This is a genomic window from Streptomyces flavofungini, from assembly GCF_014650815.1.
GTDB lineage: Bacteria > Actinomycetota > Actinomycetes > Streptomycetales > Streptomycetaceae > Streptomyces > Streptomyces flavofungini.
The window spans coordinates 313,167-331,730 of sequence record NZ_BMVR01000006.1 but is presented as its reverse complement, the minus strand read 5'-3'; the positions used below and the strand labels follow the sequence as shown (position 1 = coordinate 331,730).

Genomic DNA, 18,564 nt, shown 5'->3' with positions numbered 1-18,564 from the left:
GCCCGGTCCGGACAGTGGACGTCCGCCGGGTGAGCGGCGCGCGGGCGGCACAATGGCCCCATGACCGCATCGCCGCAGCCCAGCAGCCTCGACCCGGAGATCGCCGCGCGCCTCAGGCGCAGCGCCGACGGCCTGGTCCCCGCCATCGCCCAGCAGTACGACACCGGCGAGGTGCTGATGCTCGGCTGGATGGACGACGAGGCCCTGCACCGCACCCTGACGACCGGCCGCTGCACCTACTGGTCGCGCAGCCGTCAGGAGTACTGGGTCAAGGGCGACACCTCCGGCCACTTCCAGTACGTGAAGTCCGTGGCCCTCGACTGCGACGCGGACACCGTCCTCGTCCAGGTCGACCAGGTCGGCGCCGCCTGCCACACGGGCACCCGCACCTGCTTCGACGCCGACGTGCTTCCGGTGGCCGACGCCCCGGCACCGGGTCAGTAGGGTCTGGCCCATGGACCTGGAGACCTTCCGCAAGCTCGCGACCGACCGCCGAGTGATCCCCGTCAGCCGCAGGCTCCTCGCGGACGGGGACACCCCGGTCGGGCTCTACCGCAAGCTCGCCGCCGAGCGCCCCGGCACGTTCCTCCTGGAGTCCGCGGAGAACGGCCGGTCGTGGTCCCGGTACTCCTTCGTCGGCGTCCGCAGCGCCGCGACCCTCACCGTCCGCGACGGCGCGGCGCACTGGCTCGGCACCCCGCCCGTCGGCGTCCCCACCACCGGCGACCCCCTGCAAGCCCTGCGCGCCACCGTCGAGGCCCTGCACACCCCGCGCGACCTGGCCGGGACGGGCCTGCCGCCGTTCACCGGCGGCATGGTCGGCTACCTGGGCTACGACATCGTGCGCCGCCTGGAGAAGATCGGCCCCGGCGAGCGCGACGACCTCAAGCTGCCCGAGCTGACCATGCTCCTGACCAGCGACCTCGCCGTGCTCGACCACTGGGACGGCTCGGTCCTGCTGATCGCCAACGCGATCAACCACAACGACCTCGACACCGGCGTCGACCAGGCGTACACGGACGCGGTCGCCCGCCTCGACGCCATGGAGGCCGACCTCTCCCGGCCGCTCTCCCAGCCCCCGGCCGCGCTGCCGCCGTCCGAACTGCCCGAGTACACCGCGCTGTGGGGCGGCAAGCAGTACCAGGACGCCGTCGACGACATCAAGGAACGCATCCGCGCGGGCGAGGCCTTCCAGGTCGTCCCGTCGCAGCGCTTCGAAACCCCGTGCGAGGCAAGCGCGTTGGACGTCTACCGCGTGCTGCGGGCCACCAACCCGTCGCCGTACATGTACCTGTTCCGCTTCGACGGATTCGACGTAGTGGGGTCCTCTCCGGAAGCACTGGTCAGAGTTGAGGACGGGCGCGCCATGGTGCACCCCATCGCCGGGACCCGGCCGCGCGGCGCGACCCCGCAGCAGGACCAGGCGCTCGCCGAGGAACTCCTCGCCGACCCCAAGGAGCGCGCCGAGCACCTGATGCTCGTCGACCTGGGCCGCAACGACCTGGGCCGGGTCTGCGAACCCGGCTCCGTCGAGGTCGTGGACTTCATGTCCATCGAGAAGTACTCCCACGTCATGCACATCGTCTCCACGGTCACCGGCCGCGTCGCCGAGGGCCGCACCGCCTACGACGTGCTCACCGCCTGCTTCCCCGCGGGCACCCTCTCCGGCGCCCCCAAGCCCCGCGCCATGCAGATCATCGACGAGCTGGAACCGTCCCGGCGCGGCCTGTACGGCGGCTGCGTCGGCTACCTGGACTTCGCGGGCGACTCCGACACCGCCATCGCCATCCGCACCGCGCTGCTCCGCGACGGCACCGCGTACGTGCAGGCCGGAGCCGGGGTCGTCGCCGACTCCGACCCCGTCGCCGAGGACACCGAGTGCCGCAACAAGGCCGCCGCCGTGCTCCGCGCCATCAACACCGCGAACCGGCTGCACGCCGCCGCGGGCCGTGAGGGATAGTGGACGGGTGACTTCTGCAGTGCCAACACCGCGTACCGACGGCGTGTCGTCCCGTTCCGACGGGGCGCCGCAGGTGGCCGCCGACCCCGCCCCGCGCGGCGGCCGGCGCAGCCTCGCCGCCGCCCTGCTGCTCGGCGCCGCCGGGGCGGCCCTCGCGCTGCTCGCGTCCCGGCAGTCCTGGGCGCACGGCACCGCCGCCGTCGCGGGCGGCGACTTCCCGCTGACGGCCAAGGGCAGCGACGTCACCGGCGTGCCCGCGGCCCTCGCCATAGTCGGCCTGGCCGCGCTCGTCGCCGTCTTCGCCGTGCGCCGCGCCGGACGCCTGCTGGTGTCCCTGCTGCTCGCGTTCAGCGGCGTCGGCATCGTCGTCGCCGCGCTGCTCGGCGCGAACGACAGCGACGCCCTCGACGAGAAGGCCGCCGAGACCTCCGGCGACGCCGCCTCGCAGATCGCCGGGCTCAGCCACACCGGCTGGCCCTACGCCGCCGTCGCCGCGGGCGCCCTCATCCTCGCCGCCGGACTGCTCGCCCTCTTCTGCGGCCGCAACTGGCCCGCGATGTCCGGGCGTTACGAACGCGACGGCGCCCCCCGCCCCCGGGCCCCCCGCGTCGCCCCCGACCCGGACCGGCCCGAGGAGCTGTGGAAGGCCATCGACCGGGGCGAGGACCCGACCCGCGAGGCCTAGGGTCTGCCCGACGGGCCGGCGCGCCCCGACCCCGCGCTCGGGGCATGCGCCCGGGTACGGGACAATGGACCCGAGCGTCCGACTCACGGTGGCGCGGGACCGGCGATCCGCCCGGACCGGCGCACCACCCACACGCATAGCTACGAGGAGCAAGTCATGGCGGGCAGCAGCCACGGACACGGTCACACCCCGGCCGCCTGGACCGGCGTCATCATCGCCTTCATCGGTTTCTGTGTCGCGGGCGCCTTCATGGTGCTGGACAACCCGCTCGGCTTCTGGGCCGGCATGGCCCTCACCCTCGCCGGTGGCGTCGTGGGCGGCGCCATGCGCCTCGCGGGCCTCGGCCAGAAGCCGCAGCGCGCGCCGCAGGTGGCGGGCTCCGAGAGCTGACCGCGACAGCGGAGAGCACCTACGCCGAAGGGGCGGCCGGAACATGTTCCGGCCGCCCCTTCGGCGTACCCGGCGTACCCGGCGTACCCGGCGTACCCGGCGTACCCGGCGTAACCGGCGTACCCGACCCCGGACCATCCCGGAGCCAGACCACTTCGCCCCTCTGTCGGCGTACCACCCGGGCGCACGCGCCCCGCTCGGGAGACAATGCCGGAGTGACCCCAGAACCGCAGACCACCGCGCCCCCGGGCCCGGCCGGGGCGCTCAAGCGCCTGGCCGTGCCGCTCGGACTGCTCGGCTCGGTCACCGCGGCCTTCGCCTACGTCGCCACGGTCGACCCGAACGACCCCGGCCACTACCCGGCCTGCCCGCTCCTGCACTACACCGGCCTCTTCTGCCCCGGCTGCGGCGGCCTGCGCAGTGCCCACGCCCTCGCCCACGGCGACCTGTCGACGGCCCTCGGCGCCAACGCGCTGGCCGTCGTGGGCTACGGCGTGTTCGCGGTGGTGTGGGCCCTGTGGGCGCTGCGGACGGCGCGCGGCAGGCCACTGCGGCTCGAACTGGGCCGCGCGGAGCTATGGGGTGTCGGCATCGTCGTCGCCCTCTTCACCCTCGTACGGAACCTGCCGTTCGGCGGCGCGCTGCATCCCTAGCACTGCGCCGCACGCCTGACAAATGTCCAGGTCGTGGGACCCGCGTCAACCGGATGCGAGTCCTTCGCCCTCCTGCGGATACCATCGCAGTGACCATGGGAAAGCCCGTCGAGGGCGGACCGAGTGGCGCTGTACCGCTGGAACACCGCTCCACTGCTTGAACACCGCTCTGAAATTGCTTGAACGTAGATTCAACCGTCCTGGAAGGGGGCCGCTCCCGTGAGTGTGCTCGACGAGATCATCGATGGAGTCCGCGCCGACCTCGCAGAGCGGCAGGCGCGCGTCAGCCTCGACGAGCTCAAGGAGCGCGCGGCGAAGGCCCCCGCGGCCAAGGACGGGGCGGCCGCGCTGCGCGGCGACGGCGTCAAGGTCATCTGCGAGGTCAAGCGCTCCAGCCCGTCCAAGGGCGCGCTCGCCGCGATCGCCGACCCCGCCGGGCTCGCCGCCGACTATGAGGCCGGTGGCGCCGCCGCCATCTCCGTGCTCACCGAGGAGCGCCGCTTCGGCGGCTCGCTCGCCGACCTGGAGGCCGTCCGCGCCAAGGTCGACGTCCCGGTCCTGCGCAAGGACTTCATCGTGACGTCGTACCAGCTCTGGGAGGCCCGCGCGTACGGCGCCGACCTCGCCCTGCTGATCGTCGCGGCCCTTGACCAGCCCGCCCTCGAATCGCTCATCGAGCGCGCCGAGTCCATCGGCCTCACCCCGATCGTGGAGGTCCACGACGAGGACGAGGCCGAGCGGGCCGTCGACGCGGGGGCCCGGGTCGTCGGCGTCAACGCGCGCGACCTCAAGACCCTCAAGGTCGACCGCGACACCTTCGAGCGGGTCGCGCCCGAGCTGCCCGACTCCGTCGTGAAGATCGCCGAGTCCGGGGTGCGCGGGCCGCACGACCTCATCGCCTACGCCAACGCGGGCGCCGACGCCGTACTCGTCGGCGAGTCCCTCGTCACCGGCCGGGACCCGCGGGCCGCCGTGTCCGACCTCGTTGCCGCCGGGGCCCACCCGGCCCTCCGCCACGGCAGGAGCTGACCCCTCCCCGATGTCCGCCGACCTCTTCGCCGCCACCGACCGTCCGGGCCCGCGCCCGGACGGCGGGCGGGCGTGCGTGCGGTCGGCCGCGCCGGTGCCGTCGTCGGGCGCTCATGATCCCTACGCCCGCCTCGCCCGTGGCTGCCGTCCGCGCGGGTGCAGGGCGCCTGCTCGGCGGGTGCACGGGCGGCGGGTGCGGTACGTCATCGGGGACGAGCCCGGCCAGGTGAACGGCATGCGATGGCGCTCGCGCGACGCGCGCCAGCGCCTTTGCCTGCGGCACCGCTAGCGGCTCTCTCGGCACCGCCGAACAGCGCCGCGCGGATTGCTCGCCGTCGCGGCGGTTTCTTCCTTCCCCAAGCCCACCCCTTCCCGAGGCCGGGGGCTCCGCCCCCGGACCTCCGGGTGGGTGGGTCTGTTCCCGCACCCGGGTCCCAGGTCCACGGGCGGGCGGGTGGGGAAGTCCGCCGCGCAGCGGCGGGACAGCTTCCGTCCCCTCGCCGGCCAGAGGCGCTCGCGCTCGCGCATACGGTGACCGACAGTCCACCCCACATCACGCGAGGTTCCAGATGCCCAGCGAGTACTTCATCCCCGACCCGGAGGGTCAGATCCCGAGCGCCGAAGGGTACTTCGGCGCGTTCGGCGGCAAGTTCATCCCGGAGGCCCTCGTCGCGGCCGTCGACGAGGTGGCCGTCGAGTTCGAGAAGGCGAAGGCGGACCCGGAGTTCGCCCGCGAGTTGGACGACCTGCTGGTGAACTACACGGGCCGCCCGAGCGCCCTCACGGAGGTGCCGAGGTTCGCCGAACACGCGGGTGGCGCCCGGGTGTTCCTCAAGCGGGAGGACCTGAACCACACCGGCTCCCACAAGATCAACAACGTGCTCGGCCAGGCGCTGCTCACCAAGCGGATGGGCAAGACCCGCGTCATCGCCGAGACGGGCGCGGGCCAGCACGGCGTGGCGACGGCCACGGCCTGCGCGCTGTTCGGCCTCGAATGCACCATCTACATGGGCGAGATCGACACCCAGCGCCAGGCCCTGAACGTGGCCCGGATGCGCATGCTGGGCGCCGAGGTCATCGCCGTGAAGTCCGGCAGCCGTACGCTCAAGGACGCCATCAACGAGGCGTTCCGCGACTGGGTGGCCAACGTCGACCACACCCACTACCTGTTCGGGACGGTGGCGGGCCCGCACCCCTTCCCGGCGATGGTCCGCGACTTCCACCGCGTGATCGGCGTCGAGGCCCGCCGCCAGATCCTGGAGCGCGCGGGCCGCCTGCCCGACGCGGCCATCGCCTGCGTCGGCGGCGGCTCCAACGCCATCGGCCTCTTCCACGCGTTCATCCCGGACGCCGACGTACGCCTCGTCGGCTGCGAGCCCGCGGGGCACGGCGTGGAGACGGGCGAGCACGCGGCGACGCTGACGGCGGGCGAGCCGGGCATCCTGCACGGCTCGCGCAGCTACGTCCTGCAGGACGAGGAGGGCCAGATCACCGAGCCGTACTCGATCTCCGCCGGACTCGACTACCCGGGCATCGGCCCCGAGCACGCCTTCCTCAAGGACAGCGGCCGCGGCGAGTACCGCGCGGTCACCGACGAAGCCGCGATGGACGCCCTGCGCCTGCTCTCGCGCACCGAGGGCATCATCCCGGCGATCGAGAGCGCACACGCCCTCGCGGGGGCCCTCGAGGTCGGCAAGGAGCTGGGCAAGGACGGGTTGATCATCGTCAACCTGTCGGGCCGGGGCGACAAGGACATGGACACCGCGGCGCGCTACTTCAACCTGTACGACACGGACGCCGCCGTCGCGGCGGACGCGGCCGGCGAGAGCGCCGAGATCGAGGGGGACGTCAAGTGAGCGGGAACATCGAGCTGTTGAACGACACCCTCGCGGCCGCGAAGGCCGAGGGCCGCTCCGCCCTCATCGCCTACCTGCCGGCGGGCTTCCCCACCGTGGACGGCGGCATCGCGGCCATCAAGGCGGTCTTCGACGGCGGCGCCGACGTCGTCGAGGTCGGCCTGCCGCACAGCGACCCTGTCCTGGACGGGCCGGTCATCCAGACCGCCGACGACATCGCCCTGCGCGGCGGCGTGAAGATCGCCGACGTGTTCCGCACGGTGCGCGAGGCCCACGCGGCGACGGGCAAGCCGGTGCTCGTCATGACGTACTGGAACCCCATCGACCGCTACGGCGTGGAGCGCTTCACCGCGGAGCTCGCCGCGGCGGGCGGCGCGGGCTGCATCCTGCCCGACCTGCCGGTCCAGGAGTCCGCGCTGTGGCGCGAGCACGCGGCCAAGCACGACCTCGCCACCGTCTTCGTCGTCGCGCCGAGCAGCAAGGACGCCCGGCTCGCGACGATCACGGCGGCCGGTTCGGGCTTCGTGTACGCGGCCTCGCTGATGGGCGTCACCGGCACCCGCGTGTCCGTGGGCGCCCAGGCGCAGGACCTGGTGCGGCGCACCCGCGCCACCACCGGCCTGCCGGTCTGCGTCGGCCTCGGCGTCTCGAACGCCGCGCAGGCCGCCGAGGTCGCGGGCTTCGCCGACGGCGTCATCGTCGGCTCCGCCTTCGTCCAGCGGATGCTGGACGCCGACGACGAGGCGGCCGGCCTCGCCGCGGTCCGCGAGCTCGCGGGTGAACTGGCGAAGGGCGTACGCGAACACGCGTAATCCTTAAGGGTGGACCTGGGACCGGGGAGGCCGCTGCGGCCTCCCCGGTTCGTTTGCCCGGATGTGAGCGAGAAGAACCGAGAAGGTAAGCGAACGGCCCGCGAGAAGCTGGCGGAAGAGCGAGACCGGCAGAAGGCCCGCGACAAGCGCCGCCGCGCGGTCCTGGTCAGCGCGGCCGTCGTCGGCGTGCTCGGCCTGGCCGCGGTCGTCGGCGTGCTCGCGGCCAACGCGGGCGACGACAAGAAGGACAAGGACACCGCGGGTCCCGTCGTCGTGCCCAAGGGGGCGAGCGGCGAGGGCAGGCTGTCCATCCCCCTCGGCAAGGACAGCGCGAAGTCCACGCTCACGGTCTGGGAGGACTTCCGCTGCCCGGCCTGCAAGCAGTTCGAGGACATGTACCGCTCGACGATCAACGACCTCGCCGCCAAGGGCATGCTGAAGGTGGACTACCACCTCGCGACCCTCATCGACGGGAACATGGGCGGCAGCGGCTCCCTGCACGCCGCCAACGCCGCGGTCTGCGCCCAGGACGCGGGCAAGTTCGCCCCGTACCACGACGAGCTGTTCAAGAACCAGCCGCCGGAGCCCGACGACGCCTTCGCCGACAACGCCAAGCTGATCGACATCGCGGGCAAGGTCGAAGGACTGGTGACGGCCCCGTTCAAGAAGTGCGTGAACGACGGCACTCACAACAGCTGGGTCGCCAAGTCCCACGAGGCCTTCCAGAAGGCCAAGCTGCGCGGCACGCCCACGGTCCTGCTCGACGGCAAGGACATCTTCGGTGACCAGCAGAACCCGCTGACCCCGCAGAAGCTGAAGGCCATGGTGGAGAAGGCGAACCAGTAGGCGGGCAGGCGCGCGTCGGCAGCGGTTCGTCCGGCCCGGGGCCGGGGCTTCGGCCTCCGGTTCCGGGCCCGCCGCTGCCGCGCCCCGTTATGGACCCGTTGCGGGGCTGGCTGCCGTCGCCCCCACCCGGCACGGTAGCGTCGACCCTGCCATGGAATTTGCCTACCTCCCCAGCCCGTCGCGCGGAGTGGTCGATCTCGGCCCGATTCCGCTGCGCGGCTACGCGTTCTGCATCATCATCGGCGTCTTCGTTGCCGTGTGGCTCGGCAACAAACGGTGGATCGCCCGCGGTGGCCGACCCGGCACCGTGGCCGACATCTCCGTGTGGGCGGTGCCCTTCGGACTCGTCGGCGGCCGCCTCTACCACGTGATCACGGACTACCAGCTGTACTTCAGCGACGGCCGTGACTGGGTGGACGCCTTCAAGATCTGGGAGGGCGGGCTCGGCATCTGGGGCGCGATCGCCTTCGGCGCCGTCGGCGCCTGGATCGGCTGTCGCCGCCGCGGCATCCCGCTGCCCGCGTGGGCCGACGCCCTCGCGCCCGGCATCGCCGTCGCCCAGGCCATCGGCCGCTGGGGGAACTGGTTCAACCAGGAGCTGTACGGCAAGAAGACCGACGTGCCGTGGGCGCTGAAGATCACGTCCGCGGAGGACGGCCGGGTCCCCGGCACGTACCACCCGACGTTCCTGTACGAGTCGCTGTGGTGCATCGGCGTCGCCGTCCTGGTCATCTGGGCCGACCGCCGCTTCAAGCTCGGCCACGGCCGCGCCTTCGCGCTGTACGTCGCGTCGTACTGCGTCGGCCGCTTCTGGATCGAGTACATGCGTGTCGACGACGCGCACGAGGTCCTCGGCCTGCGCCTGAACAACTGGACGGCGCTGCTGGTCTTCGTCCTCGCCGTCGTCTACCTCGTGGTGTCCGCGCGGACCCGGCCGGGCCGCGAGGAGATCGTCGAACCCGGGGCGGCGGAGGAGAAGCAGCTCGCGGGTTCCGATGACGCCGACAGCGGTGCCGCCGAGGCCGACGGCACCGGGGCCGGGGACGAGGAGCCCGCCGACGCCGAGCCCGGCGGCGACACCAAGACCACGTCCTTGACCAAGTCCAAGGGCGCGACGGCCGAGAAGGGCTGACCAGCCCCTACGGCCTGCTCCCCGCAAGCGTCAGCGTCCTGCGGGCCTGCTCCACCACCGCCCGATCGACGAGGCGGCCGTCCGGGAGGGCGAACGCACCCTCCTCGGACGCCGCCGCCTTGAGCACCGACTCCGCCTGTTCGATCTCCTGAGCGGTGGGCAGGTAGGCGCGCTCGATCACCGGGAGCTGGCGCGGGTGGATCGCCGCCCGGCCCAGGAAGCCCAGGGTGCGGCCGTGCGCGCAGGACGCCGCGAGGCCGTCCGTGTCGCGGATGTCGGGATGCACGGACTGCGGCGGCGCCGGGAGCGCCGCCGCCCGCGCGGCCACGATCACCCGCGAGCGCGCCCAGTCGAGCCCCGCGTCCTCCCGTACCCCCAGGTCGGCGCGGAGGTCGGCCTCCCCGATGGACACCCCCCGCAGCGCCGGGTGGGCGGTGGCGATGGCGTGGGCCCGCTCGATGCCGAGGGCGGTCTCCAGGAGGGCGTGCAGCGCGGGCGCCCCGCCGTCGTGCGGCGCCGCCCGCTCGGCCGCGCGGATCACGTCGGCCGGTGAGGTGACCTTCGGCAGCCGCAGTCCGGCGAGGCCGGGCAGCGGGGCGAGGGCCCGCAGGTCGGCGTCGGACAGCGGGGTGCCGAGGGCGTTGACGCGGACCTGGACGGCGGGGCGGACGTGGCCGGGCGAGGGCGACTGCGGCTCGGCGAGGAGTTCCGCCGTGGCCGCGCGGGCGTACGCCTTGCGGGCCGGGGCCACCGCGTCCTCCAGGTCGACCACCACCACGTCCGCGCCCGCCACGAGCGCCTTCGCCACCACCTCGGGCCGGTCCCCGGGAACGTACAGCCAGGTCAGCGGGATCGGTCTCACAGGGCGCCCGCCTTGCGCAGCGAGGTGATCTCGCCGTCGGTGAGGCCCAGCTCGGTGAGGACCGCCTCGGTGTCGGCGCCGTGCGGGCGGCCCGCCCAGCGGATGGCGCCGGGGGTCTCGCTGAGGCGGAACAGCACGTTCTGCATGCGCAGGTCGCCCAGCTCCGGGTCGTCGGGGACGGTGGTGATGGTGCCGAGGGCCGCGTACTGGGGGTCGGTCATGACATCGCGTACGTCCTGGACGGGCGCCACCGCCGCCTCCGCCTTCTCGAACGCCTCGATCACCTCGGTACGGGTGCGGTCGGCGATCCACGCGCCGACCGCCTCGTCCAGGACGTCCGCGTGCGCGGCGCGCTCCGTGCCGGAGCCGAACCACGGCTCGGCGGCCAGGTCGGGCCGTCCCACCAGGCGCAGGACGCGCTCGGCGATCGACTGGGCGGAGGTGGAGACGGCGACCCATTTTCCGTCGGCCGTGCGGTAGGTGTTGCGGGGCGCGTTGTTCGCGGAGCGGTTGCCGGTGCGCGGCTGGACGTGGCCGAGCTGGTCGTACCAGAGGGGCTGGGGGCCGAGCACGGTGAGGATCGGCTCGATGATCGCCATGTCGACGACCTGGCCGCGGCCCGTGCTCGCGCGCGCGGCCAGGGCGGTCATGACCGCGTACGCCGTCGCCAGGCCCGCGATGGAGTCCGCGAGGCCGAACGGTGGCAGCGTCGGCGGCCCGTCCGGCTCCCCGGTGGCGGCGGCGAAGCCGCTCATCGCCTCCGCGAGGGTGCCGAATCCGGGTCGGCGCGCGTACGGGCCGAACTGGCCGAAGCCGGTGACCCGGGCGAGCACCAGACGCGGGTTCGCGGCGCTCAGCTCCGCCCAGCCCAGGTCCCACTTCTCCAGGGTGCCCGGACGGAAGTTCTCGACGATCACGTCCGCTTCGGCGGCGAGGCGCAGGAGCGTGGCGCGGCCGCCGGGGGTGGAGAGGTCGAGGGTCATCGTGCGCTTGTTGCGGCCGAGCAGCTTCCACCACAGGCCGACGCCGTCCTTCGCCGGGCCGTGTCCCCGGGACGGGTCGGGCCGGGTGGGGTGCTCGACCTTGACGACGTCCGCGCCGAAGTCGCCGAGGAACGTGGCCGCGAGGGGGCCCGCGAAGAGGGTGGCGAGGTCGAGGACGCGCAGCCCTGCGAGGGGCGGCGGGGGTGGTGCGGATGTCATGCGGTCGCTCCCGCCTCGGCGTCGATCTCCGAGCGGTACGGCATGGAGGTCGACGCGCCCGGTCGCCGCACGGCCAGCGCGGACGCGGCAGACGCCCAACTGAGCGCACCTGGAAGGGATTTGCCCTCGCAGAGCGCCACCGCGAGCGCGCCTGCGAAGGTGTCGCCCGCGCCCGTCGTGTCCACCGCCGTGACCCGTCGCGCGGGCACCGTGACGGGTTCGGCGCCGCGCGCCGCGTACAGGCTGCCCGCCGCGCCGAGTGTCACCACGACCTCCGGGACCTGGGAGAGCAGCGCTCGGGCCGCGGCGGCCGGGTCGGTGATGCCGGTGAGGGCGGCGGCCTCGTGCTCGTTGGGGAGCAACAGGTCGGTGGCGGCGAGGAGTTCGGGTGGCAGGGGCTGGGCGGGTGCCGGGGTGAGGAGGGTGCGGACGCCGTGCTCGCGGGCGGTCCGGGCGGCGGCGAGCACGCCTTCCAGCGGGACCTCCAACTGGAGCAGGAGCGCGGCGGCGGACGCGATCTCGGCCTTGTCGCCCGCGGACAGCGCGGTGAGCGTGGCGTTCGCGCCCGGGATGACGACGATCGCGTTGCCGCCGTCGTCGTCGACGACGATATGGGCCGTGCCGCTCTGGCCCTCGACCGTGCGCAGCAGGTCGGTGTCCACGCCCGAGTGGTCGAGTGCGGACCGCAGTTGCGTGCCGAAGGGGTCGTTGCCGACCGCGCCGATCATCGCGACGGTGGCGCCCGCGCGGGCCGCGGCGACCGCCTGGTTGGCGCCCTTGCCGCCGGGGAGGGTGCGGAACTCGCGGCCGGTGACGGTCTCCCCGCGCTGCGGGGCCTTGGCGACGTACGCGACGAGGTCCATGTTGGTGCTGCCGAGGACGGCGATGTGGGGGCGGGTCATGGGCGGGGTGCCTCCTGGGGGATGGGGTCGGCGGGCCGCGGGGCGGGGTTGCCCGGTTGGGGGGTGCGGGCGTCGGCCTGGGGCGCCGGGTCGGCGGTCAGGTGTGCGGTGAGGTCCGCGAGGGTGTCGAAGCCGGTGCCGTGGAAGCCGCCGACCGAGGTGGCGAGGCGGTTCCCGAGCGGGGCCGTCCAGCGGTCCGGGAGCGCGTCCGGGTGGCCGGACAGCAGGCCCGCGACCGAACCCGCCGTCGCCCCGTTGGAGTCCGTGTCCCAGCCGCCCGACACCGCGCGCGTGATCGACGCGGTGAAGTCGCCGTCGGCGTGCGTCAGCGCTGCCGCGAGCAGCGCCGCGTTCGGGACCACGTGGACCCAGTGGTACCTGCCGTACTCGGCGTGCAGCCGGTCCACCACCGCGTCGAAGTCCCGGTGCGCCCCCGCCAGTTCGATGCCGCGGCGGACCGCCTCCGCGAGGCGCGAGTCCGGCGGGACCACGTCCAGGCCCGCCGCCAGGCTCTCGTGCACGTCGGCTGTTCCCGACGCCGCGGTCGCGATCGTCGCCGCCGCGAACATCGCCCCGTACACGCCGTTGCCCGTGTGCGTCAGACACGCGTCCCGGTACGCCTGCTCGGCCGCCTCCGCCGGGGCGCCCGGGTTGGTCCAGCCGTGCACGTCCGCGCGGATCAGGGCGCCGATCCACTCGCGGAACGGGTTGCGGTGGCGGGCCGTGCGGTTCGGCGGTACGCCGTTCAGGAGGTTGCGGTACGCCACGCGTTCCGCCGTGAACGTGCGCGCCGCCGGGAGTTCCTCCAGCCAGAGGGCCGCCACGTCGTGCGTCGTGAACCTCTTGCCGTGGCGTCGCAGGAGGAGCAGGTTCAGGAGGGGGTAGTTGAGGTCGTCGTCCTCGGGCATGCCGTTGATGTTCTCGGCGAGGGAGGTGGGGGCGGAGCGCCTGTTCCAGGGGTACGCGGTGGTGAGTTCGGGTGGGACTCCCTGTGCGGTGAACCAGGTGTTCAGGGGCCAGTTGCCGGTGGATCCCGCCAGGGCGCGGATGCCTTCGAGGGGGAGTTTCTCGACCGGCTTGCCCAGGAGGCAGCCTGCGGCTCGGCCCAGCCAGGCCGCGTGCAGGCGAGTGCGGTGGATGGGCCCTGCGGGGCTCTCCCCAGTCCCGCCCCTTCCCGTACCCAGGGGGCTGCCGCCCCCTGGGCCCCCGCTCATCGGCGCTTCGCGCCTCGTCCTCAATCGCCGGACGGGCTCGAAAGATCCGTCCAGATCGTCCAGTTCGGCCAGAAGCTCTTCGGCCAGGGCGCGCAGCCTTGGTGCCGCCGGGTGTGGGGACGCGCCCGACGGCGGTGGGGTCGGGGAGCCGCCCGCCGCCAGCCAGCGGGAGCGTGCCGACGTGACGTCTCTGCCCTCCTCCTCCGCCTGGCGGAACTCGTGCGGGAGCAGGTCCTCGGGCTGGAGCCAGGTCAGGCGCATCACTCGGGGGCCGTCAGGGCCGTGAACGCCGACTCGTGGGCGCGGCGGCGGGTCCGGTCCTTGGCGAAGACCTCCCGGGTGACCTCGGCGAGGATGGCGGCCGGGGCGCGCAGGTCGAGGCGGCTTGCCTCGGCGACCGTGGTCGACCAGGGCTCGGGGACGGCGGCCGCGCCGCGCAGGGCACCTGCGAGGGCGCCGCTCATGGTGGCGATGGAGTCGCAGTCGCGGCCGTAGTTCACCGAGCCGAGGACGGTGTGGCGGTAGTCGCCGTCGGCGATCAGGAGCATGGCGAGGGCGATGGGCAGTTCCTCGATGGCGTGCAGGCGGGAGGGGCGGCGGGCGCCCAGGGACGGGGCGCGGTAGTCCGGGCCGACCGTGTCGAAGGGGGCGATCGCCGTGCGGAGGGGAGCGAGGGCGGGCTCGAAGTCGTCGTACGCGGACGCCACTTCGGCGACCGCCTCGATCGCCGTACGCGTGCCGTCCTTTGCCAGGGCGAGGCAGGTGTCGACGATGGCGGCGGGGGTGGCGCCGGGGACGCAGGCCGCCGCCACGGCCGCCGCGAAGACACCGGCCGCCTCCCTGCCGTACGACGACTGGTGCGCGCCCGCGACGTCCAGGGCCTCGGCGTACGCACCCGCCGGATTCGCCGCGTTGACCAGGCCGACCGGTGCCATGTACATCGCCGCGCCACAGTTGACGATGTTGCCCGAGCCCGCCTCGCGCGGGTCCACATGGCCGTAGTGCAGGCGGGCCACGAGCCATTTTTCGGCGAGGAAGACGCGTTGCAGGGGGAGGGCCTCCGCCTCCAGTTCGGGGATCCAGCGGGGGGTGGTGATGAGGTCGGGGACCAGGTGGTCGGCGACGGCGTACGCGTCGAGGTGGTCGCGGACCGTGGCGTAGACGCGGACGAGTGCGTGGGTCATGAGGGTGTCGTCGGTGATGTGTCCATCGCCCTTGTGGTACGGGGCGATGGGGCGGGCCGTGCGCCAGTCGTCCCCGTTCCAGGGGCCGACGATCCCCTGGACGCGGCCGCCGTGGCGCTCGGCGATCCGGTCGGGGGAGTAGCCCTCCACGGGGCCGCCGAGCGCGTCACCGACCGCCGCGCCGACCAGGCTGCCCGTGACGCGGTCGGTGAGGGTCGGGGTCGGGTGGCAGGGCCGGGCGGCGGCCCCCGGTGTCGGATCCAGTGGTGGCATGTCCCGAGTCCTCCTGTGGGGTGGGTGGTTCGGTGTGCGCCCGCGCCAACTGCCCGGCCAGCTCCACCAGGTCGGTGCCCGCGAGGCGCGGCAGGGCACAGCCGGAGAGGGTGCGGCAGGTCTCGCGCCAGGTGTACGGGATGGCGGCGGCCGTGGCGAGGGTGCCCGTCAGCGCACCGGCGAGCGCGGGTGCGGAATCCGCCACCCGGGACAGGCAGGCGGCGGCCGGTACCGCCTCGCGGATCCGGCCCCGCGACGCTACGGCCAGGGCCAGGGCCACCGGGACGGTCTCCGCGGCGGCGATGCCGTAGCTGTAGACGTGGTCGACGATCTGGTGCTCCAGGAGCGGGACCAGGGCGAAGGTGGCGTCGGCGCGGTGCGGCGACCGGGCGCAGTCGCGGGCCAGGTCCAGGGCGTGGCGGGCGTTGCGGCCGATCTCCGTGTGCGCGGGGAGCTGGGCCAGGGCGGCGGCCACGGCCTCCTCGGGCGTCGCGCCCGCCAGGGCCGTCGCGATCGCCGCGGCCATCGCGCGGGCGCCGTGCACGCCGTCGCCGTCCTGGGTGTAGCGGGCGTCGAACTCGGCCAGGGCGGCGGCCCGTTCGGGGGCGCCCGGGTGGACCACGGCGAGGACGCAGGCGCGTACGCAGGCGGCGTCGTCGAAGAAGTGGGGGTTGTCGTGGCCGGTGGCGGGTGGGCGCAGGCCGGCGGCCAGGTTGCCCAGGCCCGCCCGTACGGAGATGCGGGCGCGCAGCGGGAGGAGGGCGGACTCCACCTCCGGGGCTCTGGCTGCCGCCGCGGCCACCTCGCTGGCCAGGGTGTTCCACGCCAGCGCGAGGGTGGCTCGGGTGCGGCGGTCCCTGGTGAGGGCGGGGTCCAGGGTGCCGTCCGCTGCCCGGAGTACGGACTCCGCTGTGAAGGCCGCCCAGTCGGCGTCGTCGGAGGGGCCCAGGCAGAGGGGTTCCGGGGGTTGGTTCAGGGCGATGGGGACCGGGAGGGTGGTGATCGCGTTGTGTTCGGCGAAGGTGTCCAGTTCTCGGGTGAGGCGGCGGGTCCAGTGGGGCATGCGGGTTGCCCGGTGGCGGGCCGCGGGCCAGCCGGCGGCGTCGCCCGCGGCCAGGCCGAGCAGGAGGCCTTCGATGGGGGCCGTTGCCGGGGTGTGCGGCGCCGGGGCGGGGGGCGGGGCGAAGGGGTCGCGCGGCGCCGCGGTGGCCGCCGCGTCGCTCAGGGCGGGGGAGGCGGCAGGGGTGTCGGAGGGCATCAGGGCTCCTCGTCCGGGGTGAGGAGGTGGGCGATTTCCAGGACGTGGTGGCCTCGCATGGAGGGGAGGCAGGTGCCGAGGGCCGGGCCGATGGCTGTGGACCACTCCGCGGGGATCGCTGTCGCGCCGCAGGTGGCGCCCGCGAGGGCGCCTGCCACCGCCGCTGTGGTGTCCGCGTCGCGGCCCATGTTCACCGCCGTGAGGACCGCCGTCGCGAAGTCGCCCCCGGCGGCCGCGTACGCGCCGAAGGCGAGGCCCACCGCCTCGGGGGCCAGGTCCGTCCACGGGTAGCCGCCGATGACGACCGCCGAGCGGACCGCGCGTTCGCCGCGGTGGGCGACGGCCACGGCACGGCGCAGGGAACGGGACGTCCAGCTGTCGGCCGGGATGACGGACAGGGCCGCAGCGACCACCGACTCCACCGGCGCCCCCGCCATCGCCGCCGCCACCCCCGCCGCCACCGCCCGGCCGCCGTGGATGCCCTCGCCCTCGTGGCTGACCGTGCCGTCGACGGCGACGAGCCGCGCCGCCTCCCCGGGGGCGCCCGCCGCGAACACCCCGAAGGGCGCCGCCCGCATGGCGAGGCCGTCGCTCCAGGCGTGCCGGTGCTGGGCCGAGATGGGCGCGGCGAGGCCCCGGCGCAGGTTCTCCAGGGTGCCGCGTTCGCTGAACCCCGCGCCGCGGAACGGCCCTTCGTCCAGGTCGGCGATCCACTGGTGCCAGGCCGCCTCGACGTGTGCGACGGTGAGCGCGGAGCCGTGCCGGGCGAGCAGCAGACCGGAGAAGATGGCGTACTCGGTGTCGTCCGTGCCCGCCGGATGCTCGGCCACGTACCCCGTGATGCGGCCCCAGCGGCGGCGGATCTCGGAGGGCTTCATGTTCTCCGCGGGCGCGCCGAGGGCGTCGCCGACCGCGAGGCCGAGCATCGCCCCGCGGGCCCGCTCGCGGAGTCCGCCGGCGTCACCGGGCGCCGGGACCGAGGGAACGCATGCGACGGATGCCATGCCGTGCCTCCCTGTCACGCTGACTGCCGGGTTGCAGTGCGTTGGAGCATCCCTGCCACGCGGTGGCACTCATGTGAGCATCAGCCCGCTCAGCGTCACCCCTTCGGCATCTCCAAGGGCTCGTCCGAGCGGTCCCGCCGGGGCGCGTTTGCGCAGGTAAGTACGGCCTTCCTTGCTGGCGGGAGCGATTTTTCGCGCGTACTTTCGAGGTTGTCCGAGGGGGCGGGACCGGGGCGGGCAAGCTCCGTACCGGGGTGACGTATGCCCCCGTCCGAGTGGCCCCCCGTCCGCGTAGGAGAGGAAGTACCGGCCGTCATGGCGATCATCGAGACCGAGGCCCCGCTGCACGAGGCGCACCGGGACAACCACACCCACCGTGATGTCAACGGCGGCTGGCTGCGCCCCGCCGTCTTCGGCGCCATGGACGGTCTCGTGTCCAACCTGGCGCTGATGACCGGTGTCGCGGGCGGCGCGGTGTCGCGGGAGACCATCGTGATCACCGGACTCGCGGGGCTCGCGGCCGGTGCGTTCTCGATGGCCGCGGGCGAGTACACCTCCGTCGCCTCGCAGCGCGAGCTGGTCGAGGCGGAACTGGACGTGGAGCGCGGGGAGTTGCGCAAGCACCCCGAGGACGAGGAGCGGGAGCTGGCCGCGCTGTACGTGTCGCGCGGCGTCGAGCCCGAGCTCGCGGGCGAGGTCGCCCGGCAGCTGTCCAAGGACCCCGAGCAGGCCCTGGAGATCCACGCCCGCGAGGAGCTGGGCATCGACCCGGGCGACCTGCCCTCGCCGCTGGTCGCCGCCGTGTCCTCGTTCGGCGCGTTCGCGCTGGGCGCGCTGCTGCCCGTACTGCCGTATCTGCTGGGGGCCGGATCGCTGTGGCCCGCGCTGCTGCTCGCGCTGATCGGGCTCTTCGCGTGCGGTGCGATCGTGGCCAGGGTGACGGCACGGTCCTGGTGGTTCAGCGGGCTGCGGCAGCTCGCGCTCGGCGGGGCGGCGGCGGGTGTGACGTACGCCCTGGGCAGCGTGTTCGGGACGGCCGTAGGATAGGCGACTGTGCAGGTGTATGCGGGATACTGCATAAGTAGTCGTTACCGTGCGGTTTCGATTCCTTGACCGCTGGGCATGAGCCGTAAGCGCTGCGGGCAATGAAGCCCCCGGCGCTCCGGGCCCGCGGTCACCGATCTGTCCGCTTCCGGTCCCGTCTCCGCCGCTCTCAACCCCCCCAGAGCGCGTCCACATGCTGGAATGAACTATCCGCTTTTCGAGAAGCGGTCCATCATGTAACCTGCACGAAATTTAGCC

Annotated in this window: 18 protein-coding genes and 1 pseudogene; 12 read left to right on the top strand and 7 right to left on the bottom strand. The window is 73.9% G+C overall.

Annotated features, from left to right (window positions below; genetic code table 11):
- Window positions 1-60 precede the first annotated feature (60 nt).
- From hisI to lgt, 11 genes are all read left to right on the top strand, one after another.
- On the top strand, window positions 61-444 hold the full coding sequence (gene hisI / locus IE274_RS17930; RefSeq protein WP_190116784.1) for a phosphoribosyl-AMP cyclohydrolase: 384 nt from the start codon (window positions 61-63) through the stop codon (window positions 442-444).
- 10 nt (window positions 445-454) lie between these two features.
- Window positions 455-1,960: an anthranilate synthase component I gene (locus IE274_RS17925; RefSeq protein WP_190116783.1), complete on the top strand. Its 1,506-nt coding sequence runs from the start codon at window positions 455-457 to the stop codon at window positions 1,958-1,960.
- Window positions 1,961-1,967: 7 nt separating this feature from the next.
- Window positions 1,968-2,645, top strand: a complete 678-nt coding sequence (locus tag IE274_RS17920) for a TIGR02234 family membrane protein (RefSeq protein ID WP_190116782.1) — start codon at window positions 1,968-1,970, stop codon at window positions 2,643-2,645.
- Window positions 2,646-2,801: 156 nt separating this feature from the next.
- On the top strand, window positions 2,802-3,035 hold the full coding sequence (locus IE274_RS17915; protein ID WP_190116781.1) for an HGxxPAAW family protein: 234 nt from the start codon (window positions 2,802-2,804) through the stop codon (window positions 3,033-3,035).
- Between the two features lie 215 nt (window positions 3,036-3,250).
- Window positions 3,251-3,688 carry a DUF2752 domain-containing protein gene (locus IE274_RS17910; RefSeq protein ID WP_190116780.1) on the top strand — a complete coding sequence of 146 codons (438 nt, stop codon included), beginning with the start codon at window positions 3,251-3,253 and terminating at the stop codon, window positions 3,686-3,688.
- 219 nt (window positions 3,689-3,907) lie between these two features.
- Window positions 3,908-4,717: an indole-3-glycerol phosphate synthase TrpC gene (gene trpC, locus IE274_RS17905; protein ID WP_190116779.1), complete on the top strand. Its 810-nt coding sequence runs from the start codon at window positions 3,908-3,910 to the stop codon at window positions 4,715-4,717.
- Between the two features lie 10 nt (window positions 4,718-4,727).
- Window positions 4,728-5,006 (top strand): tryptophan biosynthesis modulator TrpM, encoded by a 279-nt coding sequence (trpM, locus tag IE274_RS40225; protein WP_233102868.1) that lies wholly within the window; start codon window positions 4,728-4,730, stop codon window positions 5,004-5,006.
- Window positions 5,007-5,286: 280 nt separating this feature from the next.
- A complete protein-coding gene (gene trpB / locus IE274_RS17900; RefSeq protein ID WP_190116778.1) occupies window positions 5,287-6,573 on the top strand; it encodes a tryptophan synthase subunit beta in 1,287 nt (428 codons plus the stop codon).
- The gene (trpA, locus tag IE274_RS17895) at window positions 6,570-7,385 is read left to right on the top strand and encodes a tryptophan synthase subunit alpha (protein WP_190116777.1); all 816 of its coding nucleotides are present in this window, start codon (window positions 6,570-6,572) and stop codon (window positions 7,383-7,385) included. The genes trpB and trpA overlap by 4 nt, the downstream gene beginning before the upstream one ends.
- 63 nt (window positions 7,386-7,448) lie before the next feature.
- Window positions 7,449-8,231, top strand: a complete 783-nt coding sequence (locus tag IE274_RS17890; protein WP_190116776.1) for a DsbA family protein — start codon at window positions 7,449-7,451, stop codon at window positions 8,229-8,231.
- Window positions 8,232-8,382: 151 nt separating this feature from the next.
- Complete coding sequence (gene lgt, locus IE274_RS17885) at window positions 8,383-9,363, top strand: prolipoprotein diacylglyceryl transferase (protein WP_190116775.1); 981 nt, start codon at window positions 8,383-8,385, stop codon at window positions 9,361-9,363.
- Window positions 9,364-9,370: 7 nt separating this feature from the next.
- On the opposite strand, the gene IE274_RS17880 is transcribed toward lgt, so the two are convergent.
- The 7 genes and pseudogenes from IE274_RS17880 to IE274_RS17850 form a co-directional block, all read right to left on the bottom strand.
- Window positions 9,371-10,225 carry an HpcH/HpaI aldolase/citrate lyase family protein gene (locus IE274_RS17880; RefSeq protein ID WP_190116774.1) on the bottom strand — a complete coding sequence of 285 codons (855 nt, stop codon included), beginning with the start codon at window positions 10,223-10,225 and terminating at the stop codon, window positions 9,371-9,373.
- Window positions 10,222-11,427 (bottom strand): CaiB/BaiF CoA transferase family protein, encoded by a 1,206-nt coding sequence (locus tag IE274_RS17875; protein WP_190116773.1) that lies wholly within the window; start codon window positions 11,425-11,427, stop codon window positions 10,222-10,224. Before IE274_RS17875 ends, IE274_RS17880 begins: the two co-directional genes overlap by 4 nt.
- The gene (rbsK, locus tag IE274_RS17870; protein ID WP_190116772.1) at window positions 11,424-12,329 is read right to left on the bottom strand and encodes a ribokinase; all 906 of its coding nucleotides are present in this window, start codon (window positions 12,327-12,329) and stop codon (window positions 11,424-11,426) included. Before rbsK ends, IE274_RS17875 begins: the two co-directional genes overlap by 4 nt.
- Window positions 12,326-13,789 (bottom strand): annotated as a pseudogene (locus IE274_RS17865) (ADP-ribosylglycohydrolase family protein); the annotation flags it as partial. The gene rbsK and the pseudogene IE274_RS17865, both read right to left, overlap by 4 nt.
- A 14-nt stretch (window positions 13,790-13,803) precedes the next feature.
- Complete coding sequence (locus IE274_RS17860) at window positions 13,804-15,000, bottom strand: ADP-ribosylglycohydrolase family protein (RefSeq protein ID WP_190116770.1); 1,197 nt, start codon at window positions 14,998-15,000, stop codon at window positions 13,804-13,806.
- Entirely contained in the window at window positions 14,894-16,258 is a 1,365-nt protein-coding gene (locus tag IE274_RS17855) for an ADP-ribosylglycohydrolase family protein (RefSeq protein WP_190116769.1), read from the bottom strand. The genes IE274_RS17860 and IE274_RS17855 overlap by 107 nt, the downstream gene beginning before the upstream one ends.
- Window positions 16,258-17,262: an ADP-ribosylglycohydrolase family protein gene (locus IE274_RS17850; protein ID WP_190116768.1), complete on the bottom strand. Its 1,005-nt coding sequence runs from the start codon at window positions 17,260-17,262 to the stop codon at window positions 16,258-16,260. The genes IE274_RS17855 and IE274_RS17850 overlap by 1 nt, the downstream gene beginning before the upstream one ends.
- Before the next feature lie 315 nt (window positions 17,263-17,577).
- Between IE274_RS17850 and IE274_RS17845 the strand changes: the two genes are divergently transcribed.
- On the top strand, window positions 17,578-18,309 hold the full coding sequence (locus tag IE274_RS17845; protein ID WP_190116767.1) for a VIT1/CCC1 transporter family protein: 732 nt from the start codon (window positions 17,578-17,580) through the stop codon (window positions 18,307-18,309).
- Window positions 18,310-18,564: the final 255 nt, after the last annotated feature.

Bases quoted from the DNA above. Each gene is read 5' to 3' on its own strand.
- hisI (WP_190116784.1), top strand. From the start codon at position 61: ATGACCGCATCGCCGCAGCCCAGCAGCCTCGACCCGGAGATCGCCGCG.
- IE274_RS17925 (WP_190116783.1), top strand. From the start codon at position 455: ATGGACCTGGAGACCTTCCGCAAGCTCGCGACCGACCGCCGAGTGATC.
- IE274_RS17915 (WP_190116781.1), top strand. From the start codon at position 2,802: ATGGCGGGCAGCAGCCACGGACACGGTCACACCCCGGCCGCCTGGACC.
- trpM (WP_233102868.1), top strand. From the start codon at position 4,728: ATGTCCGCCGACCTCTTCGCCGCCACCGACCGTCCGGGCCCGCGCCCG.
- trpB (WP_190116778.1), top strand. From the start codon at position 5,287: ATGCCCAGCGAGTACTTCATCCCCGACCCGGAGGGTCAGATCCCGAGC.
- lgt (WP_190116775.1), top strand. From the start codon at position 8,383: ATGGAATTTGCCTACCTCCCCAGCCCGTCGCGCGGAGTGGTCGATCTC.
- IE274_RS17875 (WP_190116773.1), bottom strand. From the start codon at position 11,427: ATGACATCCGCACCACCCCCGCCGCCCCTCGCAGGGCTGCGCGTCCTC.
- rbsK (WP_190116772.1), bottom strand. From the start codon at position 12,329: ATGACCCGCCCCCACATCGCCGTCCTCGGCAGCACCAACATGGACCTC.
- IE274_RS17860 (WP_190116770.1), bottom strand. From the start codon at position 15,000: ATGCCACCACTGGATCCGACACCGGGGGCCGCCGCCCGGCCCTGCCAC.
- IE274_RS17855 (WP_190116769.1), bottom strand. From the start codon at position 16,258: ATGCCCTCCGACACCCCTGCCGCCTCCCCCGCCCTGAGCGACGCGGCG.
- IE274_RS17850 (WP_190116768.1), bottom strand. From the start codon at position 17,262: ATGGCATCCGTCGCATGCGTTCCCTCGGTCCCGGCGCCCGGTGACGCC.
- IE274_RS17845 (WP_190116767.1), top strand. From the start codon at position 17,578: ATGGCGATCATCGAGACCGAGGCCCCGCTGCACGAGGCGCACCGGGAC.